Consider the following 15,309-nt stretch of genomic DNA (forward strand, 5'->3'; position numbering starts at 1 on the left):
GACTAACCAGTCGGTATGTCGTGTGGGAAGGGGTGGCGTGCGGGAAGGGCTGGCGGCGCCCCATCGGCCACTCCCGGCGCGGCGGCCTCGTCCGACACGTTCCCCCGGGCCGCTCGGCGCGCTAGCGTGCGTGGCCATGACACTCGTCGCGATCTTGGAGGTAGCCGAATGAGCCTGTCCAGGCGTGGTTTGCTCAGCGCCGGCGGTGCGATGGGAGCCCTCGCGGCCACGGCCGCGTCGGCCGGCCCCGCGGCCGCCGGTGCGTCGCACGGCAAGGGCCACGGGAACGGCCACGGGGGCGGGCAGCGGGTCCGTACCGGCTTCGACCGGCTGGCGGCGGACGGCTACGCCCTGCTGAAGGGGCAGCGCGTCGGCGTCGTCACCAACCCGACCGGGATCACGTCCGACGTCCGGCACATCGTGGACGTGATGCACCCGGACAGCCGGGTGAACCTCACCGCCGTCTTCGGCCCCGAGCACGGCTTCCGGGGCACCGCGCAGGCGGGCGGCTCCGAGGGGCGCTACGACGACCCGGCGACCGGTCTTCCGGTCTACGACACGTATCTGAAGAGCGGTCAGGCCCTCGCCGACATCTTCACGGCGTCCGGCGTGGACACGATCGTCTTCGACATCCAGGACGCGGGCGCCCGCTTCTACACGTACATCTGGACGCTGTACGACTGCATGGAGGCGGCCGCACTCGCGGGCAAGAGGTTCGTCGTGCTGGACCGGCCGAACCCGGTGTCGGGGCGGGCGGCGCTCGGGCCGGTGCTCGACCCGGCGTTCGGCACGTTCGTGGGGCGGCGGGAGATCTCGCAGGCGCACGGGATGACCGTGACCGAGCTGGCGCTGCTGTTCAACGGGGAGTTCCTGAAGGACCGCCCGGCCGAGCTGGAGACCGTGAAGATGACGGGGTGGTCGCGCTCCGACTTCTTCGACGCGTCGGGGCTGCCGTGGGTGCCGCCGAGCCCCAACATGCCGACGCCCGACACGGCGCTCGTCTACTCCGGCACGTGCCTCTTCGAGGGGACGAACCTCTCCGAGGGGCGCGGCACGACCCGCCCGTTCGAGCTGCTGGGCGCGGAGGGCATCGACCACACGTGGGCGGACGCGGCCAACGCGCTGGAGCTGCCCGGGGTGGCGTTCCGCGAGGCGTACTTCGCGCCGACGTTCTCGAAGTTCCAGGGCGTCACGGTGGGCGGCGTGCAGCTGCACGTCCTGGACCGCGAGGTCTTCGACCCGGTGCGTACGGGGATCGCGCTGCTGATCACCGCGAAGCGGACGTGGAGCGGGTTCGCGTGGCGGTCGGACAACTGGATCGACAAGCTGACCGGCAACACGCGGGTGCGCACGATGATCGACGCGGGGGCGGACCTGGACGAGGTCGTCGGCGCGTGGGCTGCGGACCTCGCGAAGTTCCGGGCCGTCCGCAAGCGGTACTTGCAGTACCGGTGAGGTGGGCCGGGCGGGCCCGCGAGGACCCGCCCGGCCGCGGTCTCAACGGTGGCTCGGGAACTCCACCACCTGCTGGTACGTCGGGCGGTTCTGCCAGTGGATGGCCTTCTGGGCGATGCCGCCCAGCGCGCGGTGGATGATCGAGTCCGTGCACCACTGCTCGCCGGCCTTGCAGTTGTCGTCGGCCGGGTAGACCTCGGCCGCCGGCACCGCCGCCGCCTCCTTGAGCGAGGCGAGCAGCGCCGTACGGCAGGCGCTCAGGTCGCCGTTGCCGCAGTACGGCTTGGCCAGCGGGCCCTTGACCTCCTGCCCGAGCACCTGGCGCAGGTCCTTGTCGGCGAAGCCCCACCAGCCGTACTGGAAGGCCGAGCCGCTGTGCGCCCCGCTCGGCCCGTGGCTGGCGGCCGGGGACTCGTCGGTGGCGAGGTTCGCGGTGAGCGCCCCGTACAGGTCGTCACCGAGACCGGGCCGGAACTCCGCCTCGATCAGCCGCGGCCACCAGGCGTCCATGATCCGGACCGCGTCGGCGTGCCCGTACGTGTGCGAGCCGGGGCTCGTCTCCTTGCGCTGGGCGCCCGACGCCCGCCAGGAGTCCAGCTGCTGGACCACCGCGTTCAGGTCCGGGTCGGTGACCGGCTGGGAGCGGACGACCTTCAGCAGCTCGGGCAGCAGCTGTTCGCCGCGCAGGTCGGTGAGGGCCGCGTCCGCCATGGCCCGGGTGAGCGAGGCGCGGGTCACGCCGCCCTCGGCGACGAGCTTCGAGACCCGGTCGTCCAGCAGGTCGCCGCGGTGCACCGCGCTGAGCCCGAAGCCCGAAGCGGCGTACCCCTCGGCCTGCTTGTTGTTCCAGGAGATGTAGTAGTCCTGGCCGCTGGAGTGCGGGTGCTCGGCGAAGGCGGTGTACGAGGCGGTGTTGGCGGCCGGGTCGTAGCCCTGCCACTCGTACGCCTTCTCGGCGCGGATGGGGAGCGCCGGGTCGACGCCGCGCGCGCGCACCGGGTTCATGCCGCTGTTGTAGTAGGCGGCGGTGCGGGAGTCGGCGTAGAACCAGTTGAAGGCGTAGTCGATGCTGCTCGCCGCCTGCTGGAAGGAGGCCGCGTCGGTGACGTACGCCGGGTCGTTGAGCATCTGGAAGCCGATGATCGAGTCGGCCTCGTGGCGGTACGTCGAGCGCAGCGTGGTGTACGCGACGGGCTTGCCGCCCACGGTGGCGCGGTGGGTGACGATGCCGTAGTTGGTTCGCCACACCTGCATGCGGTACGAGCCCTTGGCGGTGGAGTCCGCGACGGTCGGCTTCCAGGAGTTGGACTTCTCCATCTTCTCCATCGCGGTGCAGGTGCCCCGGTAGAGGTAGTGCGTGGAGTCCTTGGTGGGCGTGGAGCCGTCGGGCTCGCAGAGGTCGATCGCGTACGTGTCGGTGATGTCCTGGCCCGCCGAGGTGGCGCTCCAGGCGTAGTCCTGGCCCCGGCCCATCTGGATGTACATCCCGACACCCGCGAAGGAGACGCCGCGCGCGCTGATGCCCGGGCCCTGGAGCTCCTGGAGCATCATCAGCTGCGGCGCGAAGTAGCCGGTCTGGGGCCCGAACACGGCGACCGGGTGCCCGCTCGCGGTGCTCTTGCCGGACACCAGCAGGGCGTTGGACATCCCGCGCTTCTGGGCGCCGGAGCCGGACCCGGGCAGTGAGCCCTCGGGGATGACGCCGTTGTCGAAGATGCCCTGCGCCTTCTTGAGCGCGGAGGGCGCCTTGACGGGGGCCTTCACTCCGGTGCCGGCCGAACCGGTGCGGTCGTAGATCAGCGGTTCGGTGGTGACGGAACCCCGGTCCGGGAGGGCCGTGCCGACGGCGTTCTCGGGCTTGTCGGCGTACGGGAAGGAGGTGCCGTCGTGGATGGTGAGCACGGCCTCGGGGTCGTTGCGCTGGCGGAACGACTCCCAGACTTTCGTGCCCTCGGCGACCCCGTACTTCTGCTGCGCGGAGAGCAGCGACAGCGCCGCCTGCACCTCGCCGCCGCCCCCGCCGCCGAACTGGCCGCCGACGACCGAGGCGATGGAGATCAGGTCGGTGAGCTTGAACGGCTGGATCTCGCCGATGTTGGTGATGGCGTCGATCTTGCCGGTCAGGACGTACTCGCCGGGGAAGTAGCGGCCGTCCTTCGACTTCTTGCGGTAGGCGTTGATGCCGTCGACGTACGCCTGCGCGTCCGCCATGGCCTGTTCGCCCCTGGCCCCCTCATGGGTCCTGATGTATTCGACCTGGGCCTCCAGATCGGCCTCGGTGTACGGGGCCTGCGGCCAGAACTGCTGCTCCAGGCCCTGGTTGGCGAGGGCCCCGCCGGCGAACGAGGTCAGCTCGCCGCGCCCGATGTGCCGGAAGAGGTCCATCAGCCACAGCCGGTCCTGCCCGGCCGCGAACCCGGCGCCGAACTCGGTGCCGTAGCGCGTGGTGCCCTTGATGTGCGGGACGCCGGAGGACTTGTCGCGGGTGATGGTGACGTCGTCGCGCGGCGAGGTGACGGACTCGACCTGGTCCTTCGGGACGCCGAACGAGGCGTCGTTGAAGAAGTCGGTGAGCTTCTGGTCGGTGAGCCCGGTGTGCCCCGCGACCAGCCCGTTGTAGCGGTCGAGCTGGTCGTCGCTGTGCGCGGGGTGGGTGCCGAACGCCTTGTTGCCCAGGATCTCGACGAGGGTGGCGTTGCCGTTCGCGCCGGGCGGCAGGATGTCGTCGCACTGCCCCTGGCAGTAGTCGGGGACGGGATCCGCCTCGGCGGCGCCCGCGTGGGGAGCGGCGGCGAGCAGGGACGTACTGAGGGCGAGAGCCGCGGCGAGGGCGGCGGCTCTGGTGGTACCGGTGCGGGTCATACGGGTGCGTGGGGGCATGCGTACTCCTCCGAGAGGCCGATGCGCGGCAGGTTACTGGCGGTACGACCGGTCGGTAAGATGAACATCGGTCACCTTTTCCGAATCGCCACATGCCGCCGGATTCTGTGCGGCGTCTCATCTTTCGGACGCTTCGGCCTTTGGATGGAGCCGATCCGGGCAGGCGTACGTCCATCCCCTGACGCCGAAGTACGGGCGACGGAGTACGAGCGACGGAGGTGGCGGCTCAATGGCCGGTTTCCGGAGTCTGGCGAGACAGGTCCGCGACCCGAGAAGCGACCTGGCACTGCGGCGGTATTCGCTGCGCAAGTGCCTGGAACGCTTCGCCCCCTACGGGCACCGGGCGACCTGGGACCATCTGTGCGCACGGCACGGCATAGCCCCCGAGGACCGGGCCCCGGACCCGGTGCGACTGGTGCGGGCACTGGACGAGCTGGAGCGGGCCCGCACGGTCTGGCTCGGTTACGAGGCGGGGTTCGCGGAGCGCCGCAGGCGGGAGAAGCACCGGGGGCTGCGCCGGCCCGGCGCCTTCGACGACTGGCACCGGCGCACCTGGGGCGGCAACGGCGTCGCGCGCTGCGACGACCCGGCGGTCCATCCCTCGGCCCCGCTCGCCGAGGTGCTGGCCCGGCTGATCTCGGCCCTGGAGGCGGAGCCCGGGGCCGGCTGCCCGGTGTGCGGCAAGACCGGGATCACCTGGCGGCACGACCTGGACACCGAGCCGTGGTCGGGCCCGGTCTGCACGGGGTGCGGGATCGTGGTGCCGCAGCCCGTGCTCACCCCGGCGGCCCTGGCACGGGCCCGCCGCGACCGGGCGGGCGAGCTGGCGACGGTGGCCTGAGACGGGATACGGGCGGCCCGCAGCGGGGCCGCCCGGCACGCATCCGGTCAGCAGCAGCCCTCGGCACTCTCCGCCGCACGGGCGGCCGGTGCACGGTCCGCCTTGCGCTCCGGCATCAGGCGCGAGCCGCTGATCTTCTCGCCGTTGATGTCGTCCGGGTTGGACAGGACACAGGTCTCCAGCGAGAGGCAGCCGCAGCCGATGCAGTCGGTGAGGTGGTCGCGGAGCCGGCCCAGCTGCTTGATCCGGTCGTCCAGCTCGGAGCGCCAGGCGTGCGAGAGCCGCGCCCAGTCGTCGCGGTTCGGGGTGCGCTCCTCGGGGAGCTCGGCCAGCGCCTCGCGGATGGTGGCCAGCGGGATGCCCACCCGCTGGGCCGCGCGGACGAAGGCGACCCGGCGCAGGGCGTCCCTGCTGTAGCGACGCTGGTTGCCGCTGGTGCGACGGCTGCTGATCAGGCCCTTGGCCTCGTAGAAGTGCAGGGCCGACACGGCGGCGCCGCTGCGCGCGGAGAGCTGGCCGACGGTGAGTTCGTGAAGTGTCTGCGGGATCTGGGGCACCCGTCGAACCCTACGTGGCCGGTGCCCGGCCGGTCCGTCGTTGACAGGAACGCACCCGCGCACGATGCTGAGCAAGCGCTTAGACCGACCGGCGAGTGGAGGGCGGGTAAAGGAGCGGGGCTGGGTGCGTGCAGCTGCAAGGCGGAGGATTGAGGCAACGCGGAGCGTTGGTGATTGACGACAACGCCGCAGATGCGCGTGCCCAGCCCCGCGACGCCGCCCTCCACTCGCCGGTCGGTCTGAAAAAGCGTGGACGATCAGTGGAGCGTGAAGGGCAGGAGCAGGGACATGGCTGAGCCGAGGATCTTCGAGTCCGCGCAGGAGCTGCGGGACGGCGTGGGCGAGCAGCTGGGGTACAGCGACTGGCTGGAGGTCGACCAGAAGCGGATCGATCTGTTCGCCGACGCCACCGGCGACCACCAGTGGATCCACGTGGACCCGGAGAAGGCGGCGGCCGGCCCGTTCGGGAAGACCATCGCGCACGGCTATCTGACGCTGTCGCTGCTGCCGGTGCTCGTCCCGCAGGTCATGGCGGTCGAGGGCGCGAAGATGGGCATCAACTACGGCACCAACAAGGTCCGCTTCCCCTCCCCCGTGCCCGTCGGCTCCCGGGTGCGCGCGACGGCCGTCCTGAAGAGCGTCGAGGAGGCGGGCGGCGGCGTGCAGATCACCGCCGTCGTGACGGTCGAGCGCGAGGACGGCGACAAGCCGGCCTGCGTCGCCGAGTCGGTGTCGCGCTACTACTTCTGAGCCCGCGCCCGCGTGCGTACGCGAACGCCCCCGGTCCCTCGCGCGGGACCGGGGGCGTTCGGCCGTGCTCAGCGCCCGGCGGCGACCATCCGCAGCACCAGGCCCGCGTACAGCTCGGCGACCTCGTCGGGGGTCCGGCTGCCCTGCGCGTTGAACCAGCGCGCCACGTCGATGCAGAGCGACAGCACCGCGAGCGTGGTGCCCGGCACGTCCGGTACGTCGAACTCGCCGGAGGCGACGCCCTCGCCGATGATCCGGCGCACCACCGCGTCGGTCCTGCGGCGCAGCGCGATGATCTCAGTGCGGTGCTCCTCGCCGAGCGCGTCCAGCTCGTACTGGACGACGCGGGCGGTGGTGTGCCGCTCGGCGTGCCAGCGGACGAAGGAGCGTACGGCGGTGGCGAGCCGTTCGGCGGCCGTGCCGTCACTGTCCGCGGCGGCCTCCAGCACGGCCAGGGCACGGTCGTGGCCGATCCGGCTGATCCGGTGGAGCAGCTCTTCCTTCGTCTTGTAGTGGATGTAGAGCGCGGCGGGGCTCATTCCGGCGCGGCCCGCGATGTCCCGGGTGGTGGTCGCGTGGTACCCGCGCTCGGCGAAGGCGTCGACGGCCGCGACGAGGAGCCGCCGGGCGGCCTCGGGCGTCACCTCGGCCCACGGCGGGTCCTCGGCGTCGGTCTCCTGCGCCGTGCTCATCGTCGCTCGCCCCTCTCAGTCAGCAGGACGCACACCATACCCCGATCCTGAGCAAGCGCTTAGGGAGACGTTGAGCGGGTGGGCGTCAGAGCTTCTGGAAGGGGTCGTGCTCGGCGAGGATCTTCTCCAGCCGGGCCTGGTCGACCCGGCTGACCAGCTGGCCCGCCTCCTGCCGGTCACGGATGACCTTGGCCAGCGTGAAGCAGGACGTGACCAGGTAGAGGACCCCGATGGCGAGGAAAGCGCGCACCCAGGCGTCGGCGTCGAGGAAGTAGATTCCGAGGGTCACCGCGGCCATCGCGATCCCGAAGGACGCGACGGCCTGCCCGAAGTAGGCGCCGGTGGTCTGCTGTTTGACCGGTGTCGTCTCACTCATGGCGCCCAGCATCCGGCGGTATGACGCACGCCACATCCGTTCGGATACTCAGAAGATACTCAGAACGCGGAAACTCCGGTCAGGGCGCGGCCGATGATCAGCTTCTGGATCTGACTGGTGCCCTCGTAGAGCGTCATCACGCGGGCGTCCCGGAGCAGCTTGCCGACCGGGTACTCATCGATGTAGCCGTAGCCGCCGAAGACCTGGAGCGCGTTGTTGGCGGCCCGCACGGCGGCCTCGGAGGCGAACAGCTTGGCCCGGGACGCGGCGGTGGCGAAGTCCTGGCCCCGGTCGACGAGGTCGGCGACCCGCCAGGTGAGCAGGCGCGCCGCCTCGACGTCCACGGAGATGTCGCTGATGAGTTCCTGGACGAGCTGGTAGCCCGCGATGGGCCTGCCGAACTGCTCGCGTTCACCGGCGTATCCGACGGCCGCGTCCAGGGCGGCCTGGGCGATGCCGACGCAGCCGGCGGCCACCGACATCCGGCCCTTGGCCAGGGCGGACATCGCGATCGAGAAGCCCTTGCCCTCGGGGCCCAGCAGGGCGCTCGCGGGCACCCGGACGTCCTCCAGGACCAGTTCGGCGGTGGCCTGGCCGCGCAGGCCGAGCTTGCCGTGGATGGTGCGGCGGGTGAGGCCCGGGGCGTCGGCGGGGACCAGGAAGGCGGAGACGCCCCTGTGGCCGGGGGTGTCGTTGGTACGGGCGAAGAGCAGCACCACGTCGGCCCAGGTGCCGTTGGTGATGAACATCTTGCTGCCGTTGATCACGTAGTCGCCGCCGTCCCGCACGGCCCGGGTCGCCAGGCTGCCCGCGTCCGAGCCGGTGCCGGGCTCGGTGAGCCCGAAGCAGCCGACCGCGTCGCCCGAGGTGAGCCGGGGCAGCCATGCGCGCTTCTGCTCCTCGTCGCCCCAGGCGGCGACGGTCTTGGCGACCAGGCCGAGGGAGACCGAGACGATCCCGCGCACCGAGGAGTCGCCCCGGCCCAGCTCCTCGGTCACCAGGCAGTACGCGAGGTGGTCGCCGCCCGAGCCGCCGTACTCCTCGGGGACGGTCAGGCCGAGGAAGCCGAGGGCGCCGAGCTTCTTCACGATCGACTTGTCGACGTTCTCGGCCCGGTCCCACTCGGCCGCGTACGGGGTGACCTCGCGGGCGACGAAGTCCTCGGCGAGCCGCCGGACGGCCTCCTGCTCCTCGCTCAGCTCCAGGTTCATCGGCCGCACCCTCCGCCTTAATTAGCACTGCTAGTTTTCATCTGGCAGGGCCTACTATGTGCCGCATGGCCCGCCCGCGCAAGCCCCTCCTGAGCAGAGAACGCATCGTCGAGAAGGCGAGCGCCCTCGTGGACGCCGAAGGGCTGGACGCGGTCTCGACCCGCCGCCTGGCGGCCGAGCTGGGGGTCAGCGGGCCCTCGCTGTACAACCACTTCCGCAACAAGGACGAGATCCTGGACGCGGTCGCGGACGCCGTCTCGGCACAGGTCGACCTGTCGATGTTCGAGGAGTCCGACCCCCGGGACTGGCGGGCCGCCCTGCACGACTGGGCGGTCTCCTACCGGGCCGCGCTCGCCGCGCATCCGCACATCGTCCCGGTGCTCGCGCAGGGGCCCGGGCGCCGCCCGGCCGGTCTGCGGGTCGCGGACGCCGTGTTCGGGGCCATGGTGCGCGCGGGGTGGCCGCCCGCCCAGGCCACGTACATCGGGGCGCTGATGCGCTACTTCATCACCGGCTCGGCGCTCGGCTCCTTCGCCCGGGGCTTCGTGGACGACGAGACCGCGTACGACCCCGCCGACTACCCGCACCTGGGCCAGGCGCACCTGCTGGCCGAGCGGCGGCAGCAGGTGGACGAGGGCGCGTTCGAGACCGGGCTGCGGGCCCTGGTGGACGGGCTCGCGCTGCAGTACGTCCCGCCCCGGTCCGAGCGGTGACCCTTCGGTGGGCGCCGAACCTTCCCGGCCGTACGGTCAGGTCCATGACGACGCTCCCCTCCCCCGCCGCCGCGCCCCCGGCCCCCCGTGACTGGCGGGCCGCGGCCGCCGCCTCCACCACCGTGGTCCTCTGGGCCTCCGCCTTCGTCTCCATCCGCAGCGCGGGCGACGCCTACTCCCCCGGCGCGCTGGCCCTCGGCCGGCTGCTGGCCGGCTCCCTGGCGCTGGGCACGCTGCTGCTCGTACGCCGCGAGGGGCTGCCGTCCCGGGCCGCCTGGCCGGGGATCGTCCGGTCCGGGCTGCTGTGGTTCGGCCTGTACATGGTGGTGCTGAACTGGGGCGAGCAGCAGGTCGACGCGGGGACCGCCGCGATGGTCGTGAACATCGGGCCCCTGCTGATCGCGCTGCTCGGTGCCCGGCTGCTCGGCGAGGGGCTGCCGCGCCGGCTGGTGCTGGGCATGGCGGTGTCCTTCGCGGGCGCGGCGGTGGTGGGGCTCTCCATGTCGGGACACGGGGGTTCGTCGGTCCTGGGCGTGCTGCTGTGCCTGCTGGCGGCGGTGGCGTACGCGGGCGGGGTGGTCGGCCAGAAGCCGGCGCTGCGGCACGGATCAGCGCTCCAGATCACCACGTTCGGCTGCCTGGCCGGGACGGTGGCGTGTCTGCCGTTCTCCGGGGCGCTGGTCTCGGACGCCGCCGACGCGCCGCTGTCCGCGACGCTCAACATGGTCTACCTCGGGCTCTTCCCGACCGCGCTGGCCTTCACCACCTGGGCGTACGCCCTCGCCCGCACCACCGCCGGGCGGATGGGCGCCACCACCTACGCGGTCCCGGCGCTCGTGGTGCTGATGTCGTGGCTGCTGCTGGACGAGGTGCCCGCCCCGCTCACCGTCGGCGGCGGCCTGCTGTGCCTGGCCGGGGTGGGGGTCTCCCGGATGCGTCCGCGCACTGGTCCGACGCCTGGCGACCCGGCCCCGGCGGTGGAAGGCCCCCGCCACGACGCGGAGGACCCGGCAGCGGACCGGAGCTGAGCAGCCGGGCCGGCGAAGCCCGCCCGGCTGCTCACCACCGGCCTCCGCGCCGGAGGACCGCCTGGCCCTAGAAGACCACCAGCGCCCGGCCGCCCTTGCCCGCGATCATGTTGTCGAAGGCGGCCGGGATGCCGTCCAGGCCGATGCGTTCGGTGACCATCATGGAGAGGTCGAAGCGGCCCGCCCGGATGTGGTCCGCCAGCACCGGCAGGTCGCGGGCCGGGTCGCTGTCGCCGTAGACGCAGCCGGTCAGGGTGCGGCCCCAGTGGAAGATCTCCAGGGCGTTGAAGGTGACCTGCTGGTCCTTGCCGCCGATGCCGACGACCGTGGTGCGGCCGCCCCTGCGGGTGGACTCCCAGGCGCTCCGGATGGTGGCCGCCCGGCCCACGCACTCCACGGCCACGTCCGCGCCCTGGCCCCCGGTGAGCTTCCGGATGTCCCGGGGCGTGGTCTCCGAGGCGATGACGAAGTCCGTGGCGCCCGCCCGGCGGGCCAGCTCCTCCTTCTCCGGGGAGACGTCGACCGCGATGACCTGCGAGGCGCCCGCGATCCGGGCGGACTGGAGCACGGCGAGCCCGACGCCGCCGATGCCGAACACCACGACGGACTCCCCCGCGCGGACCCGCGCGCTGTGGTGGACCGCGCCGTAGCCGGTGAGCACGGCGCAGCCCAGGAGGGCCGCGTCGGTGAGCGGGATGCCGTCCGGGGCGGGCAGCACGCAGTTCCCGGCGACGACGGTCTCCTCGGCGAAGGCGGCGACGTTGAGCCCGGGGTGCAGGTCGGTGCCGTCGGCGGTGCGGGCGTGCAGGTCGGCCGCGCCGGCGAGGGCGTTCGCGCAGAGCCACACCTCCCCGATGCCGCAGTGGTGGCAGCTGCCGCAGGAGGGCGCCCAGTTGAGGACGACGCCGTCGCCCGGGGCGACATGCGTGACGCCCTCGCCGACCGCGACGACGGTGCCGGCGCCCTCGTGGCCGAGGACGGCGGGTACGGGCACCCGCATGGTGCCGTTGGACAGCGAGAGGTCGGAGTGGCAGACCCCGGCGGCCGCGAGGCGGACGCGTACCCGGCCGGGGCCGGGGTCCGGCAGGACGATGTCGGTGATCTCCAGCGGAGCTCCGACGGCGGGCAGTACGGCGGCGCGGACCACGGACTGGCTCCTTGCTGATCGCTGAGGGTGGGTGGTACAGGGCTCAGAACTGGAGGGACTTGGTCTGGAGGTATTCGGCGAGACCGTGCGCGCCGAGTTCGCGGCCGACGCCGGACTGCTTGTAGCCGCCGAAGGGCGCGAGCGGGTTGAAGCGGCCGCCGTTGATGTCGACCTGACCGGTGTCCATCCGGCGGGCGAAGGCCACGGCCGTCTCGTCGTCGGCGGCCCAGACCGCGCCCGCGAGCCCGTAGACCGTGCCGTTGGCGATGCGGAGCGCGTCGTCCTCGTCCTCGTACTTCAGGATCGAGACGACCGGGCCGAAGATCTCCTCCTGGGCGATCGTCATCTCCGGGGTGACGTCGGCGAAGACCGTGGGGCTGACGTAGTAGCCGGTGGGCAGCGGGGCCTCGGGGCCGCCGGCGACGAGGCGGGCGCCCTCCTCGACACCCTTCTCGATGTAACCGCGCACCCGGGCCTGCTGCTTGGCGTTGACGAGCGGGCCGACGCGGTCCCCGGGCACGTACTTGGCGACGGCGGCCGCCGCGAGCGCCACGGCCTCCTCGTACCGCTCGGCGTCCACCAGCATCCGGGTCCAGGCGCTGCACGTCTGCCCGGAGTTGGACATCACGTTGGCGACGCCCACGTTGACCGCCTTGGCGAGGTCCGCGCCGGGCAGGATCACGTTGGCGGACTTGCCGCCCAGTTCCAGCGCGACGCGCTTGACGGCGGCGCCGGCCGTGGCGCCGATCTGCCGGCCGACCGCGGTGGACCCGGTGAAGGAGACCAGGTCGACGTCCTCGTGCGCGGCGAGGGCCTGTCCGGCGACCGGGCCGAGGCCGGTGACCAGGTTGAACACGCCCGCGGGCAGCCCGGCCTCGGCGACCGCCTCGGCGAAGAGCTGGGCGGTGAGCGGGGTGTCCTCGGCGGGCTTGAGGACGACCGTGCAGCCGGCGGCCAGCGCGGGGGCGACCTTGGCGACGATCTGGTGCAGCGGGTAGTTCCAGGGGGTGATCGCGCCGACGACGCCGACGGGCTCCAGGTACACCGTGGAGTTGCCGTGCCGCTCCTCGAAGGAGTACGCGGCGGCGAGCTCGGCGTAGGTCCCGGCGACCAGGACCGGGAGGCCCGCGTGCACGGAGACGGCGAGCGCGGGCGGGGCGCCCAGCTCGGCGGTGACCGTTTCGGCGATCTCCGCCGCGCGGACGCCCAGCACGTCGCGGAGCGCGGCGATGCGGGCGGCGCGCTCGGTGGGCGGGGTGGCGGCCCAGCCGGGGAAGGCGGCGCGGGCGGCGCGTACCGCGGCGTCCACGTCCTCGGCGGTACCGGCCGGGACGTGGCCGATGACCTGCTCGTCCGCCGGGTTCACGACCGCGATCGTGTCCGTTCCCGTGGCGGGCCGCCAGGCGCCGCCGATGTACATACCGTCGTGGGCCTTCATCGCTGTTCCTCCCGGGCACGGTGACGGACGGGATCGTCCGGAGCCCAAACTAGCGCTGTTAGTTTTCAGGCGCCAGAGACCCCCGTCACGGCCGGGCTCCCCCGTCTACATGTCCAGGCCCGGCACGTCCTTCGGCAGCGGGCAGATGCGGCGGCCCTGGTGGTCGAAGACGTACAGGTGCGCGAGGTCGACCAGGAGGGGCACCTGGCCGCCGGTGCGCAGCATCATGTCGGGGCCGGTCCGCACCACCAGGTCGCTGGCGGTGACGGCGGGGCGGTCCGGGCTGTGCATGCCCGGCGGCAGGTCGTCGGCCTCCGGCGCGTCCAGGACGGCGACGTTCCCGCCGATGTAGGAGCCGGCGCGCTCCCTGATCCGGTCCAGCATCCCCGTACCGCCCTGGCCGCCGCGCCGCCTGCGCACGGGTCCCCGGTCGGTGCGGGCCGATTCCAGCTCGGGGACCACGGCGGGCCGGGAGCCGGTGTTGAGGTGGACCAGCGCCTCGTGGCCCTGGTATTCGACGTGCTCCACGATGCCGCTGAGCGCGACCTCGCCCGGGCGGGCGTGGCTGGGCGGGGCGATCCGGACGGCCTCCGAGCGCAGGCCGACGATGATCGGTCGGCCCTGCTGGATGCGCAGGAGCTGGTGGTCGGGGCTGAGCGGTTCGGGCAGCGGGAGGCGCTGGCGGCCCAGGTCGATGGACATCCGGCCCTCCAGGGGCGCGTGCACCACGGCCTGGAGGAGGTTGATCCGGGGCGTCCCGATGAAGGCGGCGACGAACACGTTCTCCGGCAGGGCGTACACCTCGCGCGGCGGGCTGACCTGCTGGAGGACCCCGCCGCGCATGACGGCGACCCGGTGGCCCAGGGACATGGCCTCGGCCTGGTCGTGGGTCACGTAGACGGTGGTGACGCCGAGTTCCTTGGTGAGCTGGGCGATCTCGGCGCGCAGGTGGTTGCGGAGCTTGGCGTCCAGGTTGGACAGCGGCTCGTCCATGAGGAAGGCGGAGGGCTGGCGCGAGATGGCCCGCCCCATGGCGACCCGCTGGCGCTCGCCGCCGGAGAGCTGGCCGGGCAGCCGGTCCAGGACGCGCTCGATCCCGAGCATCCTGGCCGTGTTCTCGATGCGCTCGTTGTGGTCGGCGCGCGGGTTCTCCAGCTTCAGCGGGAAGCCGATGTTGGCCCGGTTGGTCATGGTCGGGTACAGCGCGAAGTTCTGGAAGACCATGGCCATTCCGCGCTCGCGCGGGGTGAGGTGGTTGGCCGGTTCGCCGTCGAGGAGGATCTCGCCCTCGCTGGTGTCCTCCAGGCCGGCGATCATGCGGAGCACGGTCGACTTGCCGCAGCCGGAGGGGCCCAGCAGGACGACGAACTCGCCCGGGTCGATGGAGAGGGAGAGACGGTCGACGGCGCGCGGGGACCGTCCGTATGCCTTGCTGACGTTGTGCAGGGTGATGGCGCGAGTCATGTGGTTCCGCCCGGGAGGGTTCGTGATGGAGCGGTGGGGAGCGGCAGCAGTGGCCCGAAATTAGCCCACCGCGCCCGGTGAGGGAATGACTCGCGCAAAGTTGGGTATGCCCCGGCCGCATTCACAGCCGCACGGGGCTCAGTCGAGCCTCCGGGCCAGGTAGGCGTGGATGAGTTCGCGGGTCTCGGCGACGAGCGCTTCGTCGCCCGACGGGTCGCTGCGGAAGGCGAGTTTGAGCAGGGCGTCGGCTGCCTCCACGCAGACCAGGATGGCGCGCAGCAGGTCCGCGTCGGCCTCCCGGCCGAGCTGTCCGGCGAGGAGTCCGGTGAGCCGGGACGCGACGCGCTGGTTGGCGTCGTCGGCCGGGTCCTCGTCGGGCGCGGGGGCGCCGAAGTCGACCAGGGCGAAGCCGGGGACGGTGCGCTTCATCGCCAGGTACTCGTCCAGCACGGCGTCGATCGCGCCGCGCCAGTCGGCGGTCTCGATGGCGGTCAGCCGGGCGGTGATGCGCTCGGCGTAGCTGTCCAGGTTGCGGTGGGCCAGCGCGTCGGCCAGGGCCCGCTTGTTGGAGAAGAAGCGGTAGACGGAGCCGATGGGCACCCCGGCCCGCTGGGCCACGGCCCGGGTGGACAGCTGCTCGTAGCCGATCTCGTCCAGGAGTCCGGCGCAGGCGTCGAGGATCCGGGCGAGGCGTTCGGCGCTGCGCTGCTGGACCGGGGCGCGGCGGAGGTTGTTCGTGTCGGGCACGCTTTCCATG

14 protein-coding genes are annotated in these 15,309 nt (G+C 72.5%); 5 read left to right on the forward strand and 9 right to left on the reverse strand.

The annotated features are described in order from the left end of the window. The first annotated feature begins 168 nt into the window (after window positions 1-168). Window positions 169-1,455 (forward strand): exo-beta-N-acetylmuramidase NamZ family protein, encoded by a 1,287-nt coding sequence (locus tag OHS17_RS06615; RefSeq protein ID WP_330311414.1) that lies wholly within the window; start codon window positions 169-171, stop codon window positions 1,453-1,455. A gap of 42 nt (window positions 1,456-1,497) precedes the next feature. On the opposite strand, the gene OHS17_RS06620 is transcribed toward OHS17_RS06615, so the two are convergent. Beyond that, the gene (locus tag OHS17_RS06620) at window positions 1,498-4,335 is read right to left on the reverse strand and encodes a penicillin acylase family protein (protein ID WP_330311415.1); all 2,838 of its coding nucleotides are present in this window, start codon (window positions 4,333-4,335) and stop codon (window positions 1,498-1,500) included. 229 nt (window positions 4,336-4,564) lie between these two features. Here OHS17_RS06620 and OHS17_RS06625 point away from each other — a divergent pair, with 229 nt between their 5' ends. Beyond that, entirely contained in the window at window positions 4,565-5,176 is a 612-nt protein-coding gene (locus OHS17_RS06625; protein WP_018103663.1) for a hypothetical protein, read from the forward strand. Between the two features lie 47 nt (window positions 5,177-5,223). On the opposite strand, the gene soxR is transcribed toward OHS17_RS06625, so the two are convergent. Beyond that, entirely contained in the window at window positions 5,224-5,733 is a 510-nt protein-coding gene (soxR, locus tag OHS17_RS06630; protein ID WP_164629203.1) for a redox-sensitive transcriptional activator SoxR, read from the reverse strand. Between the two features lie 288 nt (window positions 5,734-6,021). Here soxR and OHS17_RS06635 point away from each other — a divergent pair, with 288 nt between their 5' ends. Next, on the forward strand, window positions 6,022-6,483 hold the full coding sequence (locus tag OHS17_RS06635; RefSeq protein ID WP_018103661.1) for a MaoC family dehydratase: 462 nt from the start codon (window positions 6,022-6,024) through the stop codon (window positions 6,481-6,483). 68 nt (window positions 6,484-6,551) lie between these two features. Here the strand turns inward: OHS17_RS06635 and OHS17_RS06640 are convergent, their stop codons facing one another. The 3 genes from OHS17_RS06640 to OHS17_RS06650 all read right to left on the reverse strand — a co-directional run bounded on the left by OHS17_RS06640 (window position 6,552) and on the right by OHS17_RS06650 (window position 8,762). Beyond that, window positions 6,552-7,175: a TetR/AcrR family transcriptional regulator gene (locus OHS17_RS06640; RefSeq protein ID WP_164398472.1), complete on the reverse strand. Its 624-nt coding sequence runs from the start codon at window positions 7,173-7,175 to the stop codon at window positions 6,552-6,554. A gap of 85 nt (window positions 7,176-7,260) precedes the next feature. Continuing rightward, window positions 7,261-7,551, reverse strand: a complete 291-nt coding sequence (locus tag OHS17_RS06645; RefSeq protein WP_198957074.1) for a YiaA/YiaB family inner membrane protein — start codon at window positions 7,549-7,551, stop codon at window positions 7,261-7,263. 59 nt (window positions 7,552-7,610) lie between these two features. Next, window positions 7,611-8,762, reverse strand: a complete 1,152-nt coding sequence (locus OHS17_RS06650; RefSeq protein WP_330311416.1) for an acyl-CoA dehydrogenase family protein — start codon at window positions 8,760-8,762, stop codon at window positions 7,611-7,613. A gap of 65 nt (window positions 8,763-8,827) precedes the next feature. Here OHS17_RS06650 and OHS17_RS06655 point away from each other — a divergent pair, with 65 nt between their 5' ends. After that, a complete protein-coding gene (locus tag OHS17_RS06655) occupies window positions 8,828-9,475 on the forward strand; it encodes a TetR/AcrR family transcriptional regulator (protein ID WP_147973191.1) in 648 nt (215 codons plus the stop codon). 44 nt (window positions 9,476-9,519) lie between these two features. Continuing rightward, window positions 9,520-10,503 (forward strand): DMT family transporter, encoded by a 984-nt coding sequence (locus OHS17_RS06660; RefSeq protein ID WP_330311417.1) that lies wholly within the window; start codon window positions 9,520-9,522, stop codon window positions 10,501-10,503. 67 nt (window positions 10,504-10,570) lie between these two features. Here the strand turns inward: OHS17_RS06660 and OHS17_RS06665 are convergent, their stop codons facing one another. The 4 genes from OHS17_RS06665 to OHS17_RS06680 form a co-directional block, all read right to left on the reverse strand. Then, the gene (locus OHS17_RS06665; RefSeq protein ID WP_330311418.1) at window positions 10,571-11,650 is read right to left on the reverse strand and encodes a Zn-dependent alcohol dehydrogenase; all 1,080 of its coding nucleotides are present in this window, start codon (window positions 11,648-11,650) and stop codon (window positions 10,571-10,573) included. A 43-nt stretch (window positions 11,651-11,693) separates the two neighbouring features. Continuing rightward, window positions 11,694-13,088 (reverse strand): aldehyde dehydrogenase family protein, encoded by a 1,395-nt coding sequence (locus OHS17_RS06670; protein ID WP_330311419.1) that lies wholly within the window; start codon window positions 13,086-13,088, stop codon window positions 11,694-11,696. A 105-nt stretch (window positions 13,089-13,193) separates the two neighbouring features. Beyond that, window positions 13,194-14,552, reverse strand: a complete 1,359-nt coding sequence (locus OHS17_RS06675; RefSeq protein ID WP_330311420.1) for an ABC transporter ATP-binding protein — start codon at window positions 14,550-14,552, stop codon at window positions 13,194-13,196. Between the two features lie 138 nt (window positions 14,553-14,690). Beyond that, window positions 14,691-15,308, reverse strand: a complete 618-nt coding sequence (locus OHS17_RS06680) for a TetR/AcrR family transcriptional regulator (RefSeq protein WP_330311421.1) — start codon at window positions 15,306-15,308, stop codon at window positions 14,691-14,693. Between the last annotated feature and the right edge of the window lies 1 nt (window position 15,309).

The organism is Streptomyces sp. NBC_00523 (assembly GCF_036346615.1).
Classification (GTDB): domain Bacteria; phylum Actinomycetota; class Actinomycetes; order Streptomycetales; family Streptomycetaceae; genus Streptomyces.

Coding starts and splice junctions, on each gene's coding strand:
- OHS17_RS06615 (WP_330311414.1), top strand. CDS start 169: ATGAGCCTGTCCAGGCGTGGTTTGCTCAGCGCCGGCGGTGCGATGGGA.
- OHS17_RS06620 (WP_330311415.1), bottom strand. CDS start 4,335: ATGCCCCCACGCACCCGTATGACCCGCACCGGTACCACCAGAGCCGCC.
- OHS17_RS06625 (WP_018103663.1), top strand. CDS start 4,565: ATGGCCGGTTTCCGGAGTCTGGCGAGACAGGTCCGCGACCCGAGAAGC.
- OHS17_RS06635 (WP_018103661.1), top strand. CDS start 6,022: ATGGCTGAGCCGAGGATCTTCGAGTCCGCGCAGGAGCTGCGGGACGGC.
- OHS17_RS06640 (WP_164398472.1), bottom strand. CDS start 7,175: ATGAGCACGGCGCAGGAGACCGACGCCGAGGACCCGCCGTGGGCCGAG.
- OHS17_RS06645 (WP_198957074.1), bottom strand. CDS start 7,551: ATGAGTGAGACGACACCGGTCAAACAGCAGACCACCGGCGCCTACTTC.
- OHS17_RS06650 (WP_330311416.1), bottom strand. CDS start 8,762: ATGAACCTGGAGCTGAGCGAGGAGCAGGAGGCCGTCCGGCGGCTCGCC.
- OHS17_RS06655 (WP_147973191.1), top strand. CDS start 8,828: ATGGCCCGCCCGCGCAAGCCCCTCCTGAGCAGAGAACGCATCGTCGAG.
- OHS17_RS06660 (WP_330311417.1), top strand. CDS start 9,520: ATGACGACGCTCCCCTCCCCCGCCGCCGCGCCCCCGGCCCCCCGTGAC.
- OHS17_RS06670 (WP_330311419.1), bottom strand. CDS start 13,088: ATGAAGGCCCACGACGGTATGTACATCGGCGGCGCCTGGCGGCCCGCC.
- OHS17_RS06675 (WP_330311420.1), bottom strand. CDS start 14,552: ATGACTCGCGCCATCACCCTGCACAACGTCAGCAAGGCATACGGACGG.
- OHS17_RS06680 (WP_330311421.1), bottom strand. CDS start 15,308: ATGGAAAGCGTGCCCGACACGAACAACCTCCGCCGCGCCCCGGTCCAG.